This is a genomic window from Mycobacterium sp., assembly GCF_025933915.1.
In the GTDB taxonomy this organism is placed as follows: domain Bacteria; phylum Actinomycetota; class Actinomycetes; order Mycobacteriales; family Mycobacteriaceae; genus Mycobacterium.
This window is the reverse complement of record NZ_JAICZA010000089.1, coordinates 1-18,913: the sequence shown is the minus strand read 5'-3', so window position 1 is coordinate 18,913 and position 18,913 is coordinate 1. Positions and strand designations below refer to the sequence as shown.

The following is an 18,913-nucleotide window of genomic DNA, read 5'->3' as shown; positions in this document are numbered from 1 at the left end:
ACGAGGCGGTCCGACAGCGCGACCGCCTCCATCAGCGGATGACCGTGTGCCTCAACGAATCCCGGCATGACACAGCCGTTACCGACGTCGACCGTCTGCGTGTCCGGGCCGATGAGGTCGGCGACGTCGGAGCGGGTGCCCACGGCAATGATGCGGCCGTCGGCGACGGCGAGAGCCTGGGCGGTGGGCCGCGCGTCGTCGACCGTCAAGATGGTTCCGGTGACGACGAGATCTGCGGCGGCCATGTGCACCGATGCTATCGGTCTGAGGGTGCGGCTGACCCGAATTGCAACACGTTCTAGTCTGGCCACATGAGTGACGAGCTGTTGCGCCATCCCATTCATTCCGGACATCTGACAGTCGGTGCGCTCAAGCGCAATAAGAACAAGCCGGTGCTGCATCTCGGCGACACCACGTTGACCGGTGGACAGCTCGCCGAGCGGATCAGCCAGTACATTCAGGCGTTCGAGGCGCTCGGTGCGGGCACCGGCGCCACCGTCGGGCTACTCTCGCTGAACCGGCCCGAGGTGCTGATGATCATCGGCGCCGGCCAGACCCAGGGTTACCGGCGCGTGGCGCTGCACCCCCTCGGATCGCTGGACGATCACGCCTACGTGCTGGGCGACGCCGGCGTGACGTCGCTGATCATCGACCCGACCCCGATGTTCGTCGAGCGGGCGCTGGGCCTGCTGGAGAAGGTGCCCGGCCTCAAGCAGGTCCTGACCATCGGCCCGGTCCCCGAAGCGCTGGGTGATTCCGCGGTGGACCTGGTGGCCGAAGCCGCGAAATATCCGCCGAAGCCGTTGGTGGCGGCCGACCTTCCGCCCGATCACATCGGCGGAATGGCCTACACCGGCGGCACCACCGGCAAGCCCAAGGGTGTGCTGGGCACCGCGCAGTCGATCACCACGATGACCACGATCCAGCTTGCCGAGTGGGAGTGGCCGGAGAACCCGCGCTTCCTGATGTGCACCCCGCTGTCGCATGCCGGGGCGGCGTTCTTCGTGCCGACGATCATCAAGGGCGGCGAGCTGGTCGTGCTGACCAAGTTCGACCCGGCCGAGGTGCTGCGGGTGATCGAGGAGCAGAAGATCACCGCGACCATGTTGGTGCCGTCGATGATCTACGCGCTGATGGATCATCCCGATTCGCACACCCGTGACCTGTCCTCGCTGGAGACCGTCTACTACGGCGCCTCGGCAATGAACCCGGTGCGGCTGGCCGAGGCCATCCGTCGCTTCGGGCCGATCTTCGCCCAGTACTACGGGCAGTCCGAAGCCCCGATGGTGATCTCCTACCTGGCCAAGAAGGACCACGACGAGAAGCGGCTGACCTCGTGCGGGCGACCCACGCTGTTCGCCCGCACCGCGCTGTTGGACGCCGACGGCAAGCCGGTGCCGCAGGGCGAGGTCGGCGAGATCTGCGTGTCCGGGCCACTGCTGAGCGGCGGGTACTGGAATCTGCCAGAGGAGACCGCCAAGACGTTCGCCGACGGCTGGCTGCACACCGGTGACATGGCCCGCGAGGACGAGGATGGTTTCTGGTTCATCGTCGACCGGGTCAAGGACATGATCGTCACCGGCGGGTTCAACGTGTTCCCGCGCGAGGTCGAGGACGTCGTCGCCGAGCACCCGGCCGTCGCGCAGGTGTGCGTGATCGGCACGCCGGACGAGAAGTGGGGCGAAGCCGTCACCGCGGTGATCGTGCTGCGACCCGACCATCCATCCGACGAGGAGTCGGTGGCGCGGGTGACCGTCGAGATCCAGTCTGCGGTCAAGGAGCGCAAGGGTTCGGTGCAGTCGCCCAAGCAGGTGGTCGTCGTCGAGTCCGTCCCGGTGACCGCGCTGGGCAAGCCGGACAAGAAGGCCGTGCGGGCGCAGTTCTGGGAGGGCGCCGGCCGCGCGGTGGGCTAAGCCTCCGGGCCGAAAGGGCGGAAGGCCGCGCACTCGGCGCCGAGGTGGCGGCTGGCCGCACACTCGGCGGCGAAGTGGCCGCGAGGTAACGTCGCTGCCTATGGGAAGCGGCGAACGCGTCCGGCCACCGTGGTGGCTGAAGCCGGCCAACAAGGTCTTCATCCGAATGTCACGGCTGGGAATGAGTTTCGGCGGCGAGAGTCCGGTCGTCTTGACCGCGCCCGGCCGTAACTCCGGCGCGCCGCGGTCGACACCGGTGACCCCGATGACCCTCGACGGCAACCGGTATGTGGTCGCCGGATTCCCCGGCGCCGATTGGGTGGCCAACGTGCGGGCCGCCGGTGCGGCGACGATCGCCCGCGGCCGGCACGTCGAACGAGTGCGGATGGCCGAGCTGTCCCCCGACGACGCGCGGCCGATTCTGCGGGCCTTCCCGACCGAGGTACCCACCGGCGTCGGTTTCATGAAGCGGGCGGGCCTGGTCACCGACGGGCGTCCCGAGGAGTTCGAGGCGCTGGCCGGCCGCTGCGCGGTGTTCCGGCTGGACCCGGCATAGGAGATGAACGGCTTTGAGTGACAACCCATTTGATGCACACGCCTGGCGCGCGGTCGACGGCTTCGGCGACCTGACCGACATCACCTATCACCGCCACGTCGACGACGCCACGGTGCGGGTCGCGTTCAATCGGCCCGAGGTGCGCAACGCGTTTCGCCCGCACACCGTGGACGAGCTCTACCGGGTGCTCGACCACGCCCGGATGTCCCCCGACGTCGGTGCGGTGTTGCTGACCGGCAACGGCCCCTCCCCCAAGGACGGCGGCTGGGCGTTTTGCTCCGGCGGCGATCAGCGCATCCGCGGGCGCAGCGGCTACCAGTACGCGAGCGGCGAGACCGCGGACACCGTCGACACCGCGCGGGCCGGGCGGTTACACATCCTCGAGGTCCAGCGGCTGATCCGGTTCATGCCCAAGGTGGTCATCTGTCTGGTCAACGGGTGGGCGGCCGGCGGCGGGCACAGCCTGCACGTGGTCTGCGACCTCACCCTGGCCAGCCGCGAGCACGCCCGCTTCAAGCAGACCGACGCCGACGTCGGCAGCTTCGACGGCGGTTACGGCAGCGCCTATCTGGCCCGCCAGGTGGGCCAGAAGTTCGCCCGCGAGGTCTTCTTCCTGGGCCGCCCCTACACGGCCGAGCAGATGCACCACATGGGCGCGGTCAACGAGGTGGTCGATCACGCCGACCTCGAACGCGTCGGTATCCAGTGGGCGCGCGAGATCAACGCCAAATCGCCTCAGGCGCAACGCATGCTGAAGTTCGCGTTCAACCTGCTCGATGACGGCCTGGTGGGCCAGCAGCTGTTTGCGGGTGAGGCCACCCGGCTGGCGTACATGACCGACGAGGCCGTCGAGGGCCGCGACGCCTTCCTGGAAAAGCGGGACGCCGACTGGAGCCGGTTTCCCCGGTATTTCTGAGGCCGCGCGTCCGCCTAGACTCCCGTCCCGTGAGCAAGAGTCCGCTTCGACGGTTGACCGACCAGCTGGTGCTGGCCACCATGCGGCCACCCATGACCCCGCAAGTGCTGATCAATCGGCCGCTGATCAAACCGATCGACCTGGCGGGCAAGCGCATCCTGCTCACCGGGGCGTCGTCGGGGATCGGCGAGGCCGCGGCGGAGCAGTTCGCCCGCGAAGGGGCCACGGTGGTCGTCGTCGCCCGGCGCCAAGAGCTGCTGGACGCGCTGGCCGGGCGGATCACCACGGCCGGCGGTGACGCCACGGCGATCGCCTGTGACATCTCGGACATGGACGCCGTCGACGCGCTGGTCGCCGACGTCGAGAAGCGGCTCGGCGGGGTCGACATCCTGATCAACAACGCCGGCCGGTCCATCCGCCGGCCGCTCGCCGAGTCGCTGGAACGCTGGCACGACGTCGAACGGACCATCGTGCTCAACTACTACGCGCCGTTGCGGCTGATCCGCGGCCTGGCGCCGGGGATGATCGAGCGCGGCGACGGCCACATCATCAATGTCTCGACGTGGGGGGTGCTCTCGGAGGCGTCGCCGCTGTTCGCGGTGTACAACGCGTCGAAGGCCGCGCTGTCGACGGTCAGCCGCGTCGTCGAAACCGAGTGGGGCGAGGCGGGTGTGCACTCCACGGCGCTGTACTACCCGCTGGTGGCCACCCCGATGATCGCGCCGACGAAGGCCTACCAGGGCGTGCCTGCGCTGACGCCGGAAGAGGCCGGCGAGTGGATGATCACCGCCGCCCGCACCCGACCGGTGCGCATCGCGCCGCGGATGGCGATCGCCGCCAAGGCGCTGGACACCTTCGGCCCGCGCTGGGTCAACGCCGTCATGGCGCGCCAGAGCATCCAGCCCAACCGCACGAGCGATAGCTGACCCGCCCCGGCGCAACCGCGTTCTGCACAGGCCGTGTGATAGACACGAGGCTATGGAGATCCTGGCCAGCCGGATGCTGCTCCGGCCGGCGGACTATCAGCAGTCGCTGGCCTTCTATCGCGACCAGATCGGCCTGGCGATAGCCCGCGAATACGGCGGCGGCACAGTGTTTTTCGCGGGGCAGTCGCTGCTGGAACTCGCCGGATACGGCTCCCCGGACCACTCCCGCGGCCCCTTCCCGGGCGCGCTGTGGCTGCAGGTCCGCGACATCGAAGCAACCCAGGCCGAGCTGCGCGGCCGCGGGGTGGCGATCGCGCGCGAGGCACGCCAGGAGCCGTGGGGCCTGCACGAGATGCATGTGCTGGACCCCGACGGGATCACGCTCATCTTCATTCAGATCCCCGCGGACCATCCGTTGCGCCGCGACACCCGAGGTGAACGACAGGGAAATTCCGGTTAACTGAGAGGTAACATCTGGCGACGACTCAAGGTACACCCGCGTTTCAGGTCACGCCGTATTCGACAATGGATTGCCCCTACCATCAGAATCAGGCCCTGTGAACATCCAATTGTTCCTCTTGATCATTGTCGTAATCACGGCGCTGGCTTTCGATTTCACCAACGGCTTCCATGACACGGGCAACGCGATGGCGACCTCTATCGCCAGTGGTGCACTCAAGCCCAAAACGGCGGTTTTGCTCTCGGCGGTACTGAATCTGGTCGGCGCGTTCCTGTCCACCGCCGTCGCCGCCACGATCGCCAAAGGCCTGATCGACTCCGACATCGTGACGCTGGAGCTGGTGTTCGCCGGCCTGGTCGGCGGTGTCGTCTGGAACCTGCTGACCTGGCTCCTCGGCATCCCCTCGAGTTCGTCGCACGCCTTGATCGGCGGCATCGTCGGCGCCACGATCGCCGCGGTCGGCACGCACGGGGTGATCTGGAAGGGCGTGATCTCCAAGGCCATCATCCCGGCCGTCGTCTCGGCGATCCTGGCCATCTTGATTGGCGCGGTCGCCACGTGGCTGGTGTACCGGATCACCCGCGGTGTCCCAAAAGTGCGCACCGAAGCGGGTTTCCGGCGTGGCCAGATCGGTTCGGCCTCGCTGGTTTCGCTGGCACACGGTACCAACGACGCGCAGAAGACGATGGGCATCATCTTCCTGGCGCTGATCTCCTACGGCTCGGTCAGCAAGACCGCCACCATGCCGCCGCTGTGGGTCATCGTGAGCTGCGCGCTGGCGATGGCGACCGGCACCTACCTCGGGGGGTGGCGGATCATCCGCACCCTGGGCAAGGGCCTGGTCGAAATCCAGTCGCCGCAGGGCATGGCGGCGGAGTCCTCCTCGGCCGCGGTGATCCTGCTGTCGGCCCACTTCGGCTACGCGCTATCGACCACCCAGGTGTGCACCGGTTCGGTGCTGGGCAGTGGGCTGGGCAAGCCCGGCGGCGAGGTCCGCTGGGGTGTCGCCGGCCGGATGGGGGTGGCCTGGCTGGTGACCCTCCCGCTGGCCGGGTCGGTCGGCGCCCTCACGTATGGGATCGTGCACCTGATCGGTGGCTATCCGGGCGCGATCGTCGGTTTCGCGCTGCTGGTCGCGGTCTCGGCCACGATCTACATCCGGTCGCGCAGGGTCAAGGTCGACCACAACAACGTCAACGCCGAATGGAAGGGCGACCTGACCAGCGGGCTGGACGCGGCCGACGGCCCGCGCCCGCCCACGGACGACGGACCCTCGTTCGGCCACACGCCCAGCCGGTACGACACCGACGACCCGTCGCTCAAAGCGAGCGCCTCGTGAGTCACATCGGCGACTGGTTCAACTACCAAGCCAGCTTGAAGATTCTGCTCTTCGCCATGCTGGCCGGCGCCGCCCTGCCGGCGCTGTTCGCCCTCGGAATCCGGCTGCAGTCCGCGGGCGCCGGCGACATCGACTCCGGCGGCGCCAGCAACGGCAGCGCCGCCCGGCGCAACCCGATGCTGACCGCGTTGGCCTGGACGATCTACGCGCTGGTCATCGCGGTGATCATGCTGGCCTTGCTCTACATCGCCCGGGACTTCATCGCCCATCACACCGGCTATCCGGTCCTCGGAGCGAAACCCAAGTAGTGTCGATTGATGCCCACCGAGTTGGCGAACCGGGTGCCGGGGAGAGCTGTATCCGCGTGAATGGATTTCTCAATTCCATCGTTTCGTGGCTCCGCGCGGGCTATCCCGAGGGCGTCCCACCCACCGACACCTTCCCGGTGCTCGCGCTGCTGGCCCGCCGGTTGTCCAACGACGAAGCCATGGAGGTGGCCTGCGAGCTGGTTCGGCGCGGCGAGTTCGATGACGTCGACATCGGCGTGCTGATCACCCAGATCACCGACGAGCTGCCGTCACCGAATGACGTCGAGCGGGTGCGGGCGCGGTTGGCGGTCCAGGGCTGGCCGTTCGACGATGCCGACCAGGCCGGGGATCCCGCATAGCCGTACTGCGCGCGCTGCACGTCCCGCCGGGCTCGGCGGCCACGACGCTGTTGCCCGCCCTGGAACGGGTGCTGCAGGGACGCGACCCCGCACTGGTGGCGCTGGCCGACGATCGCGAGTCGCAAGCGCTGCGGGTGGGGCTGCGCGTCGGGGACGCCATCGACGACGACGTGGCCCTGGTGGCGGCGACGTCGGGAACCACCGGTACACCCAAGGGGGCCCTGCTGACCGCCGCCGCCCTGCGGGCCAGCGCGGCGGCCACCCACGACCGTCTCGGCGGGCCGGGCAGCTGGCTGCTCGCCCTGCCGCCACACCACATCGCCGGGGTGCAGGTGCTGGTACGCAGCCTGCTCGCCGGCACGACACCGGCCGAGATGGACGTCACTACAGGCTTTGATGTCGCCGAATTACCCCGTGCCATAAGGACATTGGGCCCCGGTCGGCGATACACCTCGCTGGTTGCCGCGCAGCTGGCCAAGGCGCTCACCGACCCGGCGGCCGCGGCCGGGCTGGCCGAACTCGACGCCGTGCTGCTCGGCGGCGGACCCGCCCCCCGAGCGGTCCTGGACGCCGCGGCCGCCGCCGGCATCACCGTGGTGCGCACCTACGGCATGAGCGAGACCGCCGGAGGGTGCGTGTACGACGGTGTCCCGCTGGGCGGGGTGCGGCTGCGCGTGGCCGACGGGCGCATCGTCATCGGGGGCGCGACGGTGGCCAAGGGCTACCGCAACCCGGTCGACCCCGACCCGTTCATCGAGCCCGGCTGGTTCAGGACCGACGATCTCGGCGTCGTCGACGACGAGGGCGTGCTGACGGTCCTGGGCCGTGCCGACGACGCGATCAGCACGGGCGGGCTGACCGTGCTGCCGCAACCGGTCGAGGCGGCGCTGTGCACCCACCCCGCCGTGAGTGATTGCGCCGTGTTCGGGCTGTCCGACGAACGCCTGGGGCAGCGGGTGGTCGCCGCGATCGTGGTGCGCGACGGCTGTGCGGCGCCGAGCCTGGATGCGCTGCGCGCGCAGGTGACGCGCGCCGTGGACGCCACCGCGGCGCCGCGCGAGATGCACATCGTTGAGGCGCTGCCGCGCCGCGGCATCGGCAAGGTCGACCGCGCGGCGTTGGTGCGCCGCTACGCCCGCGCGAGCGATCAATAGGCTGTTCGTCCGTGAGGCTCGCTCGACGGGAGGCAGCGCGGGACGCGATCGCGGTCGCCCTCGGGGCGGTGCTGGTGGCGGCGGCGTTCGTGCTGCCGCGGATGCACGCGGGGGTGCGGCCGCGCCTTGACGTCGGGCCGGAAAAGTTCGCCACCCACGCCGGAGCCGCGCCGATCTTCGGCGAGTGGCTGATCCACGCCGGCTGGGGAACCGGGCCGGCCATCGCCCTTGCCGTCGCCGCGATCGCGTGGGGGCCTGTTCTCGCGCAACGCCTTTCGTGGCGAAGATTGACGCTGGGCAGCTGGGCTGTCGCCGGGGGGTGGGCGTTCGCGCTGGCGATGATCGACGGCTGGCAGCGCGGCTTCGCCGGCCGGCTGACCACCCGGGACGAATACCTGTCGCAGGTGCCGAGCATCACCGACATCCCGGCCACGCTGCGCACCTTCTCCAGCCGGATCGTGGACTACCAACCGGACTCGTGGACCACCCACGTGTCGGGGCACCCGCCCGGCGCGCTACTGACGTTCGTCTGGCTGGACCGGATCGGCCTGCACGGCGGCGCCTGGGCCGGGCTGCTGTGCCTGCTGGTCGGCTCGAGCGCGGCGGCCGCGGTGGTGATCGCCGTGCGCGCGCTCGCGGACGAGCCGACGGCGCGGCGGGCCGCCCCGTTCGTCGCCCTCGCGCCGACCGCGATCTGGGTGGCCGTGTCCGCCGACGGATACTTCGCCGGGGTGGCGGCGTGGGGCATTGCGCTGCTGGCCGTGGCGGTGCACCGCCGGGTCCGATTCCCCGCCCTGACGGCGGCCGGTGCCGGGCTGCTGCTGGGCTGGGGCGTGTTCTGTAACTACGGCCTGATGTTGATGGGGCTGCCGGCGTTGGCGGTGCTGGCCTCCGCCCAAAAGTCCCCGGGCCGGGGCCGGGCGCAGTGGCGAACGATCCTGCGGGCCGTGGGCCCGGCGGCGCTGGCCGCGATCGCGGTGGCGGTGGCCTTCGCCGTCGCGGGGTTCTCCTGGTTCGACGGCTATAACCTTGTGCAGCAACGCTATTGGCAGGGCATCGCCAAAGACCGGCCATTCCAATATTGGAGCTGGGCCAACCTGGCGTGCGTGGTGTGCGCGATCGGGTTGGGTAGTGCCGCCGGGGTCGCCCGGGTGTTCGATTGGGCCGCCATCCGTCGTCGATCCGGTTTTCACCTGGTGCTGTTGGGCGTGCTGGCCGCCATCGTGTGCGCGGACCTGAGCATGCTCAGCAAGGCCGAGGTGGAACGCATCTGGTTGCCGTTCACCATCTGGCTCACCGCCGCGGCCGCACTGCCGCCGGTGCGGTCGCACCGGATCTGGCTGGCGCTCAACACGATCGGCGCCGTGGCGCTCAACACGGTCATCTTGACGAACTGGTAGGGACGGCTACAGGCCGGCCGCGCGGGTCACCCGCGCGAAGCGGCTGTCGGGCCCGCAGGCCTCGCGCACCACCGCGACATCGTCGACGACGTCGACGTCCGCCAGCGTCGGCACCGTCGTGACGTCGACGCCTTTGTCGTGCAACGCTTTCAACGTCAGCTGCCCGGTGTCGGGCGCCGACATCGGAACCGTGCGCAGGCATTGCGCCATCGCCGACGCGGCCACGCCCAGCACCCACCAGCCGCCGTCGCGGGCCAGCCCCAGCACCGCCGGCGCCTCGAGCAGCCGCCGCGCGCAACCGCTCAACAGATCGCCGGTGACCTGGGGGGTGTCCATCCCGATTTGCAGCACCGGCAGCCCGTCCGACGACGCGTCGGCGTGCGCGTTGGCAAGCCGAGCACCAAAGTCCTTGCCGCGCTGGGCGATCACGGTGAAGGACGCCAGCCGCTCCCGAATATCGGCCCCGCTCGCGGCGCCGTCCAAATCCCCGGTGAGCGCCACCACCCGCGCCGCCATCGGCGCGGCGGCCACCGCGTCCAGCGTGTCGAGCAGTGCGGCGGCGGCGATTTCGGCGGCGACCCGGTCACCGACGGTCGCCGCGAGCCGCGTCTTGGCCCGTCCCGGCTCGGGTGCCTTGGCGACCACCAGCAGGGTCACCGGCAAGACGGTCACGAGATCACCTTCCAGAAGTCCAGGATCGCGGTGATGCTGCCCCGCAGCGATCCGCTGACCTTCGATTTGCCGCCCGTGCGCGGGCCGTAGCTGACGTCGAGTTCGACGACGCGCCAACCGTTGGCCGCGGCGCGCACCAAAAGTTCCAGCGGATAACCCGATCGCCGGTCGGCAACGCCCAGCCGCAGCAGCGCCTCGCGCCGGGTCACTCGCATCGGCGCGATGTCGTGCACCGGCAGGCCGTGGCGGGTGCGCAACCGCCAGCTCATGACGACGGTGCCCACCCGGGCCACCCACGGCCAGTGCAGCCCGGGCACCGGCCGGCGCCGGCCGGTCACCAGGTCGGCACCCTGCTCGAGCGCGGCGACCAGCCGTGGCAAGTCGCCGCCGTCCATCGAGCCGTCGGCGTCGATCACCGCCACGATCGGGGTCGTCGCGGCCAGCACACCCGCGTGTACGGCCGAGCCGTATCCGGCCCGCGGTTCGGTGACGACCTGGGCGCCGTGGCGCCGCGCGACCCCGGCCGTGCCGTCGGTGCTGTTGTTGTCGACCACCAGCGCCCGGTAGCCGGCGGGAATGGCGGCCAGCACCGCCGGCAGCGACTCCTCCTCGTTGAGGCAGGGCAGGACCACCGTGACCAGACCGTCGGGGTCGGGCACCCGTCAGAACCCGCGGCGGGGGCGCGGCTCCTGCGGAAACAGCGGCTGCTGTGAATGCGTCGGCGGCGCGGTCTGCTGGGTGTGTGTCTGCGTCGGCGCCTGGGTGGTTTCCTTGCTGCTCGGCGGCGAGTACGTCGTGGTCGGGGGCGAATACGTGGTCGTCGGCGCCTGGTGCGTGGTCGTCGGGGGCGAATACGTCGTCGTCGGCGGCTGGGATGGGGTGGTCGTCGGCGGCGAGTACGTGGTGGTGGGCGGCGAATACGTGGTCGTCGGCGGCGAGTACGTCGTGGTCGGCGGCGTGTAGGGCGTCGTCGGGTTATACGGCGGGTTGTAGGGCGGTTGCCACCCCGGGATCGGGATGGGAATCGGAATGGGAACCGGCACAATAGGATTCGGGCGAGGCGCCCAACCCGGATCGGGCACGACGCCGGGGTTGGTCGGCGCCTGGGGAACGGCCGGCGTGCCCCCTCCGGACGGGGGGGCTACCGGCCCGGAGTTGGGGGCCGGGACGGTGCCGCCCTGGAATCCGGCGTTGGGTTGGTCGACCGGCGGCGGCGGCAACGGCGCCTGCTGCTGGCTCGGCAAGATCGGCATGAACTTGCCCGGAGTGCCGTTCTGGACGCCCACCACCGGCTGCTGGCTGGCGGTCGGGCGAACGGCGACCGCGATCGCGGTGGCCAGCGACGCCAATCCGATGACCGCGAAGGCGACGACGGCGTTGCCGATCACCAACGATCGCCGCGACAGCTTCGACGGCGCGGCCTCGTCGACATCGGCGTCGTCGCCGAATTCGGGAGCGTAGTCGTAGTCGTCGAACTCGGGGTCGTACTCGTCCATCTCGCCCGGATAGACCCCACCCTCGTCGGCCATCGAATACGCCAGCTGCGGTTCCTCGGTCTCCGGCGCCGGTACCGCCGTCGTCTCGTCCCCGGTGAGCCCCGCCGCGGGTGCCATCGCGGTGGCGTCACCGACGGCGGGTGCCATCGCGGTGGCGTCACCGACCAGACCGGCCGCCGGTGCCATGGCCGTCGCATCCCCGGCGGCGGGCGGCGCGGCGGCGATCGCGGCACCGCGGGCGAGCGCGAACGTGGGGTCGTCGGCGACCCGCACCCGCATGGTGGACGCGTCGCGAAGTTCATCGGCGACCCGATTGAGCTCGGGCGAGGCCCCCAGGAGATAAACCTCCCCGGGCGCGTCCGGATCGGCGCGCAGGTTGGCCATCATCGTCTGGAACGCGGCGGTCACATCGCCCCCCGCGGCGCCCGAGGCACCGGCCAGCGACTCCGTGGCCAACACCGTCGGCGGTGCGTCCGGGTCGCCGCTGTCCGAACCCACCACCGACAGGGTGGCCGTCGCGTCGTCCATCACCAGCGCGGCGCCGGGCCGCCCGGCCGCGCGCATCAGGGCGGCCACCGCCTGCGACTCCGAGAGCACCGCGACGTTGTGAACGCCGGAATCCTCCAGCGCCCGCCGCAACTCGTCGGCCCGCGGGTCGTCGGCCCAGCACAGCCGGGTGCCGACCAACCGGTGGTCCTCGTCGGCCAACAGCCGATTGGTTCCGACCACGGTCTCGGTGAGCGTGCCGACCGGATTGTCAGCGAGGTCGACGACGGATTGGTCGATCACGTCGGCCCCCCGCGCGCCCGGCCCGAGAAGCGCCAAACGGGCGACGGGGCCGGTGACCGCAACCCCCAAAACGACGTCCATCCCGCTTCTCCTTCACCCCGGCTACCCCGCAACCAGCAATGTCCCGGCATCATTACACTTGCGATACCGTCGGCAGTACTCAGTCATTCGGCGACCAGGTTCGCCTACTAGCGCAGCGTAACCAGCTTTTCGAATGACAGGACGGTCGCCGCGGAATGATCTCCGCCCGCGGCCGGTCTCAGCCACTGCCACGGCGTCCGAACGGAGAGGGCATGGTGAGCCAGAGCAGCGACGACACACCGACCGGCCCCATCGGCGGTCAGGTCCACCAGGCGGCGACGCCACGCATCATCCGCCCGCATGCCACCGGCGGCACGCCGTCCGCCGCCGGGGTGGCGGGCCTGCGCTGGCCCGTCGTCAGCGACCTGACCGCGGCGGCACTGCTCGTCGTCGCCCTGTTCCTGCCGTGGAATCTGTATTTCGGGGTCGGAATTCCCGACAGCAGCGGGGTCCTGTTCGCGATGCTGCTCGCGGTGACGGTGCTGGCCGTCGCGGCCGTCGCCGCGGCCGGTTCCTGGAGGTCGGCCGGCGCACGGTTCAACCCGGCCTCCGCGGCCCGGCTTCGGTTGGCGCTCAACGTCCCCTACCTGCTGCTGGTGCTCGCCTTCGTCGCGTTCGACGCGTACGAGACCGTCCGGTTCGGCGGCACCGTCAACGTGCCGGGCGGTGTGGGGCCCGGGGCATGGGCCGGCGTCGCCGGCTCGTTGTTGAGCGCCCAGGCGGTGCTGGCCGGGCCGGTCCCGGCGGGCGACGAGTACACCGGCTGGCACCGATCCGCCCGGATCATCGGCGCGGTGTCGATGCTCGCGGCGGTGCTCAGCTTTGGTTTCAACCTGTACTGGCGGGTGCGCTACGCGCTGCAAAGCGCCGGTGGCGCCGCGGAATTCGGCAAGCAGAACATCGCGGTGATCGCCACCGCGGTGGTGTACGGGGTGGTGGCGCTGGTCGCGGTCCTGGTCGCCTCCCGGTGGCTGCTGCAGCGCACCCGGGCGAGCCGGCTGACCGTCGTCGCGCTCGGCGCGTCGACGGTGGTCGCGGGGATCCTGGTGTGGATCCTGCCCGCAGGTCGCGACATGGACGCGTTCCATGGCATCGCGCAGAACACCTCGACCGCCGGGGTCGGGTTCGAGGGCTACCTGGCGTGGGCGGCCGGCGCGGCCATCTTCGCGCCGCGAGCCCTGTTCGGCCAGCGAAACCCATCGCCGACCGAGGAATCCGCGTGGCGGGCGGCGACGCGAAATGGCTTGCTGCTCATCGCCGTTTGGGCGGTCGGGTCGATCGCGATGAGGATCACCGACCTCGCTGTCGGCATCACCCTGGACTATCCGTTCTCCCGGTACGCCAGCCTCGTGCTGGCCGCGTTCGACCTGGTGACCGCGGTGCTGGCGATCTGGCTGCGGCGCAGCCTGGCCAACCTCTCCGCGCGACTGGTCACATCGCTGTGCGGGCTGGTCGCCACCCTGAGCGTCGCCCGCGTGGTCGTCGGCGTCGCGCTGGCGCCTCGGTTCGCGGATTCGCCCAATTCGCCTGCGCGGCACCCGGTTTACGGCAACGATCTCGCCCAGCAGATCACCAGCACCTTCGACGTGACGCTGTGCGGGCTGGCCCTGGGCATCCTGGCGGCCGCCATGGTGGCCGGGCGGCTCAGCGGGCGACGCCTGGCTCGTCGCGCCGCGCGCAAACGCGAGGCGCACGCGAATGCCGCGGCACCGACGACCCGGGTCCGCGTGGGCCAGGCCGCCGTACCGTCGGCCGCGGCAACCACCCGCATCCCCGCCGGCGGCCCCGACGCGGAGAACGACCCGCCCACCGCGGAGATACCCCCACTCGCCGGCTCACCCAGGATCTTCCGCGGCGACGACTCCGGAACGCGGCAGATACCGGTTCCCAAGCCGCAGATCTACCGCCCACCGCCGGCGTAACGGCTCACCGAAGCGGCGCGAACGCGAATTCGCGCAACCCGTCGGCCGGTGGGATCACCGCGCGAAACCCCAGCACCTCGCCGGCCCGCGACGGGTCGGCGACGATGTGGCGCACGTCGCCGCCGCGGTACTGCCCGGTGATGACCGGGGACAGCGTGCCGCCGCGCGCGTCGCACAGCGCGGCGGCCACGTCCAATATCGAAATGGGTTGTCCCGAACAGACATTGACCGCGAGGAAACCCTCGTCGTGCGGCAACGCCGCGACGTTGGCGGCGGCCACGTCATCGACGTGGACGAAGTCGCGCATCTGCCCGCCGTCCTCGAAAACCCTTGGCGGATCGCCCCTTTCCAGCGACGACCGGAAGATCGCCGCCACCCCCGAATAGGGGGTGTCGCGCGGCATGCGGGGGCCGTAGACGTTGTGGTAGCGCAGCGCCACCACCGAGCCGCCGGTGGCCTCCGACCAGGCCAGCGCGTAATGCTCCTGCGCGGTCTTGCTGGCCGCGTACAGGCTGCGCGGCCGCAGGCAGGCGTCCTCGTCGACGAGCCGCCAGGCCAGCTCCTCCCCACCCGCCGGGCACCGGTGCTCGAAGATCCCGGCGTCGAGGTCCGCGCGCCGCCGCGGCAGCGGGTCCACGCGTCCGTGTCGTGGGCAGTGATAGCTGCCCTGCCCGTACACCACCATCGACGACGCCAGCACCAGGCGCCGCACCCCGGCGGCGAACATCTGCGCCAGCAACACCGTGGTGGCCAGATCGTTGTGGCCGCCGTAGGCGGGGGCGTCGGCGGCGTCCACGCCCGCACCCACCATCGCCGCCTGGTGACACACCACGTCCACGCCGTCCAGCAACGGGGCCAGCGCGTCCGCGTCGCGCACGTCGACCCGATGACATCCCTTCGGCAACACCGCGTTTGGGCCGTGCGCGGCGGGCAGCAGGACATCGACCGCGACGACGTCGTGCCCCTCGGCCCCCAACGCGGCGCCGACCCGCGAACCGATGAAACCGGCCGCGCCGGTCAACAGCACCCTCATGGCAGCTCGACGGGCAGCGTCACGCCGGTGTGCGGCAGGCAGTGCGTGCAGGTGCGCTCGGCGGCGACCCGGCCGATGGCCTGGCGCACCAGGCCCTTGAACGGTCCGATATTCCGTTCGAATTCGGCGAACACATCGACGGCCTTCACCCCCTCCCCCGCGCTCACACCGGCATCCAAGTCGGTCACTAAAGTGATTGCTGCATAACAGATTTCGAGTTCCCGGGCGAGGACCGCCTCCGGGTATCCGGTCATGTTGACCAGCGAAAACCCGGCCGAGGCGAACCACTGGCTTTCGGCGCGGGTGGAAAAGCGCGGCCCCTGGATCACCACCATGGTGCCGCCGTCGACCACATCGGGTAGGTCGGTGACCGCGGCGCGCAGCGTCGGGCAGTACGGATCGGCGAAGTCGACGTGGATCCCGCCGGAGTCGAAATAGGTGTCGGCGCGGCCCCGGGTGCGGTCGACCAGCTGATCGGGCACCACGATGGCGCCCGGGCCGAGTTCGGGTTTGAGGCTGCCGACCGCGCACGGCGCGAGCACCCGCCGCACGCCGAGTTTGCGCAGGGCCCACATGTTGGCCCGGTACGGCACGGTGTGCGCGGAGAATTCGTGCTTGGCGCCGTGGCGGGGCAGGAACGCGACCTCGTGTCCCCCGATGGCACCCACGGTCACCGGGGCGCTGGGCTGTCCGTAGGGGGTGTCGATCGTGATCTCGTCGGCATCGGATCCGAAGAAGGTGTAGAAGCCGCTGCCGCCGATGACTCCGAGCATCCGACCATTGTGGTGCATGACCCGGGCGTGACCGCGGGGTGCGGGGCCCGCGAACCTGCATCCTGGCAGGATGGCGTTGTGGCCAACCTCGGGCAGTGGATTTCCGGTGCGCGGCCGCGGACGTTGCCCAACGCGGTGGCGCCGGTCGTCGCCGGCACCGGCGCCGCGGCCTGGCTGGGATCCGCGGTGTGGTGGAAGGCGCTGCTGGCGCTGGCCGTCGCGCTCGCGCTGACCGTCGGCGTCAACTACGCCAACGACTACTCCGACGGCATCCGCGGCACCGACGACGACCGGGCGGGCCCGGTACGCCTGGTCGGCTCGCGGCTGGCGGCCCCGCGGGCGGTGCTGAGCGCCGCGGTCGTGAGCCTGACGATCGGCGCGCTGGCCGGGTGCGTGCTGGCGCTGTTCAGCGCGCCGTGGCTGATCGCGGTGGGCGCGGCCTGCATCGCCGGGGCATGGCTGTACACCGGCGGGTCGAAACCGTACGGCTACGCCGGTTTTGGCGAGGTCGCGGTGTTCCTGTTCTTCGGCCTGGTCGCGGTGCTCGGCACCGAGTACACCCAGGCGTTGCGGGTGGACTGGGTGGGCCTGGTCCTGGCGGTGTCGATCGGGGCGCTGTCCTCGTCGGTGCTGGTGGCCAACAACCTGCGCGACATCCCCACTGACGGGCGGTCGGGCAAGATCACCCTTGCGGTGCGGTTGGGCGATGCCCGCACCCGCATCCTGTATCAGGCACTGCTGGGGACCGCCGGAGTGCTGACCCTGGTGCTCATGGCGGCCACGCCGTGGTGCGCCGCGGGACTGGTGGCCACGCCGCTGGCCCTGCGCGCCGTGGCCCCCGTCCGATCGGGCCGCGGCGGCCAGGAGCTGATCCCGGTGCTGCGCGATACCGGCCTGGCGATGGTGGTGTGGGCGATCGCGGTGGCGGCGGCGCTGGCGATGGGCGCCTAGAGTGCGAGCAGACGCAAAGGCACCCGAGAACGGCGCTGTTGGGGTACTTTTGCGTCTGCTCGGGGATAGCGAAGGACCGCAATGAAGCAGATTGCCGCGACCAGCGGGCCCACCAACATCGGCTTACTCAGCGTCGGGTCATATCGCCCCGAACGGGTGGTGACCAACGACGAGCTCTGCGAAAACATCGACTCCTCCGACGAGTGGATCTATTCGCGGACCGGAATCAAGACGCGCCGATTCGCCGCGCGCGACGAATCCGCCGCCTCCATGGCGACCGATGCCGGGCGGGAGGCCATCGCCAAGGCCTCGCTCGAGGCGTCCGACATCGACTGCGTCATCGTCGCAACCAGCACGCACTTTCTGCAGACCCCCGCGTGCGCCCCGGCGGTCGCGGCGGCCTTGGGGGCCACCGGCGTACCCGCCTTCGACGTCTCGGCGGGATGCGCCGGGTTCGGCTACGCGCTCGGCGTCGCGGCCGACATGATTCGCGGCGGGACGGCCGCCAAGGTGCTGGTCCTGGGCTCGGAGAAGCTGTCCCCCACCGTCGACATGCAGGATCGCAGCAACTGCTTCATCTTCGCCGACGGCGCGGCGGGCGTGGTAGTGGGTGAGACGCCCACGCAGGGCATCGGGCCGACCGTCTGGGGCAGCGACGGCAACCAGGCCATGGCCATCCGCCAGGACATCGAGTGGATCGACTTCCTGGACGACCGCACCGGCCCCCGCCCGTACCTGCGGCTCGAGGGCAGCGCGGTCTTCCGGTGGGCGGCTTTCGAGATGGGCAAAGTCGGCCAGCAGGCCATGGACGCGGCGGGAATTCGTCCCGACGAGATCGACGTCTTTGTGCCGCACCAAGCCAACAGCCGAATCAACGAGCTCCTGGCCAAGAGCCTCGAGTTGCGGCCGGACGCGGTGCTCGCCAACGACATCGAGCACGCCGGTAACACGTCGGCCGCGTCCATCCCGTTGGCCATGGCCGAGGTGCTGGCGACCGGGGCCGCCAAGGCCGGCGACCTGGCCCTGCTGATCGGTTACGGCGCCGGCCTGAGCTATGCCGCCCAGGTCGTGCGGCTGCCGCACGGCTGAGCCGTCACCCGTCGTCGCGGGCCTCGTCGGGCGTCGCATCCCCGCGCAGCCGGGCCTGTAGCACCTCGCGCTCCCGTCGGCGCCGTTCTCCGGAGATCGCCAGCGCGGCAGTGGCGCGCCGGCGCAGCGGGCTGAACACCCAGATGCCCAGCGGCATCGCGATGACCAGAGCGAACAGCGCGGCCACCACGAAGGGGAACTGCGTGATCCCCGCCAAGCGCGCGACACCGTAGATCACGGCGGTGAGCACGACCGCCAGCAGCAACCGCGCCGCCGTGTAGACCACGACATGGAGGACGGCGTGGCTTTGGGCCACGCCCTCGCCGCCGGCGTCGTTTCGCGGACTCTCGGTGCTGTTGTCGCTACCTTGTTGTGACACAGCCAAAGCCTACGGCGCGGGTATATTCGCCCGAAGGAGGTGTTGCGTGCTCTACCTGCTGCTCGTCGTGATTTTAGGAACGCTGATCTACGTCGGCTGGCGTGCCGCGCGGTCGCAGGCCCACCGACCGAAGACGCGTGTCATCGGGCCGGACGACGACCCGGATTTCTTGCGGCGGTTGGGTCACGGCGACAACAACCCCCGCTAGCTCGATGGCGGCGGCCCGCCGCGCCCGGCCTCGCCGCGCTTGCGACCTCCGCTAGCTCGATGGCGGCGGCCCGCCGCGCCCGGCTACGGCCTGTAGTGGTGACCCGCTGCGCCCGGCTACGCCGCGCTTGCGATCGCCACGGCCGCGCTTGCGACCCCCGCTAGCCCAGGACGCCCGGGTTGCGCTGGT

General features: G+C 70.6%; 20 protein-coding genes and 1 pseudogene. 14 read left to right on the top strand and 7 right to left on the bottom strand.

Features of this window, described 5'->3' with window-relative positions; translation table 11 throughout:
- Positions 1–245, bottom strand: a pseudogene (locus Q0W90_RS15280) (amidohydrolase); the annotation flags it as partial.
- A gap of 66 nt (positions 246–311) precedes the next feature.
- Between Q0W90_RS15280 and fadD8 the strand changes: the two are divergent.
- The 10 genes from fadD8 (at position 312) to Q0W90_RS15230 (ending at position 9,331) form a co-directional block, all read left to right on the top strand.
- Positions 312–1,913 (top strand): fatty-acid--CoA ligase FadD8, encoded by a 1,602-nt coding sequence (gene fadD8, locus Q0W90_RS15275; protein WP_297596447.1) that lies wholly within the window; start codon positions 312–314, stop codon positions 1,911–1,913.
- A gap of 100 nt (positions 1,914–2,013) precedes the next feature.
- The gene (locus Q0W90_RS15270) at positions 2,014–2,469 is read left to right on the top strand and encodes a nitroreductase family deazaflavin-dependent oxidoreductase (protein ID WP_297596445.1); all 456 of its coding nucleotides are present in this window, start codon (positions 2,014–2,016) and stop codon (positions 2,467–2,469) included.
- A gap of 13 nt (positions 2,470–2,482) precedes the next feature.
- Positions 2,483–3,385, top strand: a complete 903-nt coding sequence (locus tag Q0W90_RS15265) for a 1,4-dihydroxy-2-naphthoyl-CoA synthase (protein ID WP_297596443.1) — start codon at positions 2,483–2,485, stop codon at positions 3,383–3,385.
- A gap of 29 nt (positions 3,386–3,414) precedes the next feature.
- A complete protein-coding gene (locus Q0W90_RS15260; RefSeq protein ID WP_297596441.1) occupies positions 3,415–4,311 on the top strand; it encodes an SDR family oxidoreductase in 897 nt (298 codons plus the stop codon).
- Between the two features lie 52 nt (positions 4,312–4,363).
- Positions 4,364–4,771 (top strand): VOC family protein, encoded by a 408-nt coding sequence (locus Q0W90_RS15255; protein WP_297596438.1) that lies wholly within the window; start codon positions 4,364–4,366, stop codon positions 4,769–4,771.
- Positions 4,772–4,868: 97 nt separating this feature from the next.
- Positions 4,869–6,110: an inorganic phosphate transporter gene (locus Q0W90_RS15250; protein WP_297596436.1), complete on the top strand. Its 1,242-nt coding sequence runs from the start codon at positions 4,869–4,871 to the stop codon at positions 6,108–6,110.
- Positions 6,107–6,418, top strand: a complete 312-nt coding sequence (locus Q0W90_RS15245) for a hypothetical protein (protein ID WP_297596434.1) — start codon at positions 6,107–6,109, stop codon at positions 6,416–6,418. The genes Q0W90_RS15250 and Q0W90_RS15245 overlap by 4 nt, the downstream gene beginning before the upstream one ends.
- Positions 6,419–6,474: 56 nt before the next feature.
- Positions 6,475–6,777: a DUF3349 domain-containing protein gene (locus Q0W90_RS15240; protein WP_297596431.1), complete on the top strand. Its 303-nt coding sequence runs from the start codon at positions 6,475–6,477 to the stop codon at positions 6,775–6,777.
- 68 nt (positions 6,778–6,845) lie between these two features.
- Positions 6,846–7,931 carry an o-succinylbenzoate--CoA ligase gene (menE, locus tag Q0W90_RS15235; RefSeq protein ID WP_297596456.1) on the top strand — a complete coding sequence of 362 codons (1,086 nt, stop codon included), beginning with the start codon at positions 6,846–6,848 and terminating at the stop codon, positions 7,929–7,931.
- An 11-nt stretch (positions 7,932–7,942) separates the two neighbouring features.
- Positions 7,943–9,331: a hypothetical protein gene (locus Q0W90_RS15230; protein ID WP_297775049.1), complete on the top strand. Its 1,389-nt coding sequence runs from the start codon at positions 7,943–7,945 to the stop codon at positions 9,329–9,331.
- A gap of 6 nt (positions 9,332–9,337) precedes the next feature.
- On the opposite strand, the gene Q0W90_RS15225 is transcribed toward Q0W90_RS15230, so the two are convergent.
- Genes Q0W90_RS15225 through Q0W90_RS15215 form a run of 3 tightly spaced genes read right to left on the bottom strand, consistent with a single transcriptional unit; the run spans position 9,338 to position 12,369 of the window.
- A complete protein-coding gene (locus Q0W90_RS15225; RefSeq protein ID WP_297775048.1) occupies positions 9,338–10,003 on the bottom strand; it encodes a DUF2064 domain-containing protein in 666 nt (221 codons plus the stop codon).
- Positions 10,000–10,662, bottom strand: a complete 663-nt coding sequence (locus Q0W90_RS15220) for a glycosyltransferase family 2 protein (protein WP_297596425.1) — start codon at positions 10,660–10,662, stop codon at positions 10,000–10,002. The genes Q0W90_RS15225 and Q0W90_RS15220 overlap by 4 nt, the downstream gene beginning before the upstream one ends.
- A gap of 3 nt (positions 10,663–10,665) precedes the next feature.
- The gene (locus tag Q0W90_RS15215) at positions 10,666–12,369 is read right to left on the bottom strand and encodes a hypothetical protein (protein WP_297775047.1); all 1,704 of its coding nucleotides are present in this window, start codon (positions 12,367–12,369) and stop codon (positions 10,666–10,668) included.
- Between the two features lie 212 nt (positions 12,370–12,581).
- On the opposite strand from Q0W90_RS15215, the gene Q0W90_RS15210 reads away from it, so the two are divergent.
- Positions 12,582–14,291 (top strand): hypothetical protein, encoded by a 1,710-nt coding sequence (locus tag Q0W90_RS15210; RefSeq protein WP_297700570.1) that lies wholly within the window; start codon positions 12,582–12,584, stop codon positions 14,289–14,291.
- Positions 14,292–14,295: 4 nt separating this feature from the next.
- On the opposite strand, the gene Q0W90_RS15205 is transcribed toward Q0W90_RS15210, so the two are convergent.
- Together Q0W90_RS15205 and Q0W90_RS15200 are read right to left on the bottom strand one after the other, a co-directional pair.
- Positions 14,296–15,324 carry an NAD(P)-dependent oxidoreductase gene (locus Q0W90_RS15205; protein WP_297700568.1) on the bottom strand — a complete coding sequence of 343 codons (1,029 nt, stop codon included), beginning with the start codon at positions 15,322–15,324 and terminating at the stop codon, positions 14,296–14,298.
- Positions 15,321–16,097 carry an S-methyl-5'-thioadenosine phosphorylase gene (locus tag Q0W90_RS15200; RefSeq protein ID WP_297775046.1) on the bottom strand — a complete coding sequence of 259 codons (777 nt, stop codon included), beginning with the start codon at positions 16,095–16,097 and terminating at the stop codon, positions 15,321–15,323. The genes Q0W90_RS15205 and Q0W90_RS15200 overlap by 4 nt, the downstream gene beginning before the upstream one ends.
- Positions 16,098–16,175: 78 nt before the next feature.
- Between Q0W90_RS15200 and Q0W90_RS15195 the strand changes: the two genes are divergently transcribed.
- Together Q0W90_RS15195 and Q0W90_RS15190 are read left to right on the top strand one after the other, a co-directional pair.
- Entirely contained in the window at positions 16,176–17,048 is an 873-nt protein-coding gene (locus Q0W90_RS15195; RefSeq protein WP_297775045.1) for a 1,4-dihydroxy-2-naphthoate polyprenyltransferase, read from the top strand.
- Between the two features lie 81 nt (positions 17,049–17,129).
- Positions 17,130–18,137: a beta-ketoacyl-ACP synthase III gene (locus Q0W90_RS15190; RefSeq protein WP_297596413.1), complete on the top strand. Its 1,008-nt coding sequence runs from the start codon at positions 17,130–17,132 to the stop codon at positions 18,135–18,137.
- 4 nt (positions 18,138–18,141) lie between these two features.
- Here Q0W90_RS15190 and Q0W90_RS15185 read toward each other — a convergent pair whose 3' ends face one another.
- A complete protein-coding gene (locus tag Q0W90_RS15185; protein WP_297700563.1) occupies positions 18,142–18,516 on the bottom strand; it encodes a DUF4229 domain-containing protein in 375 nt (124 codons plus the stop codon).
- A gap of 46 nt (positions 18,517–18,562) precedes the next feature.
- Here Q0W90_RS15185 and Q0W90_RS15180 point away from each other — a divergent pair, with 46 nt between their 5' ends.
- A complete protein-coding gene (locus Q0W90_RS15180) occupies positions 18,563–18,724 on the top strand; it encodes a hypothetical protein (protein ID WP_085977768.1) in 162 nt (53 codons plus the stop codon).
- The last annotated feature ends 189 nt before the right edge of the window (positions 18,725–18,913 follow it).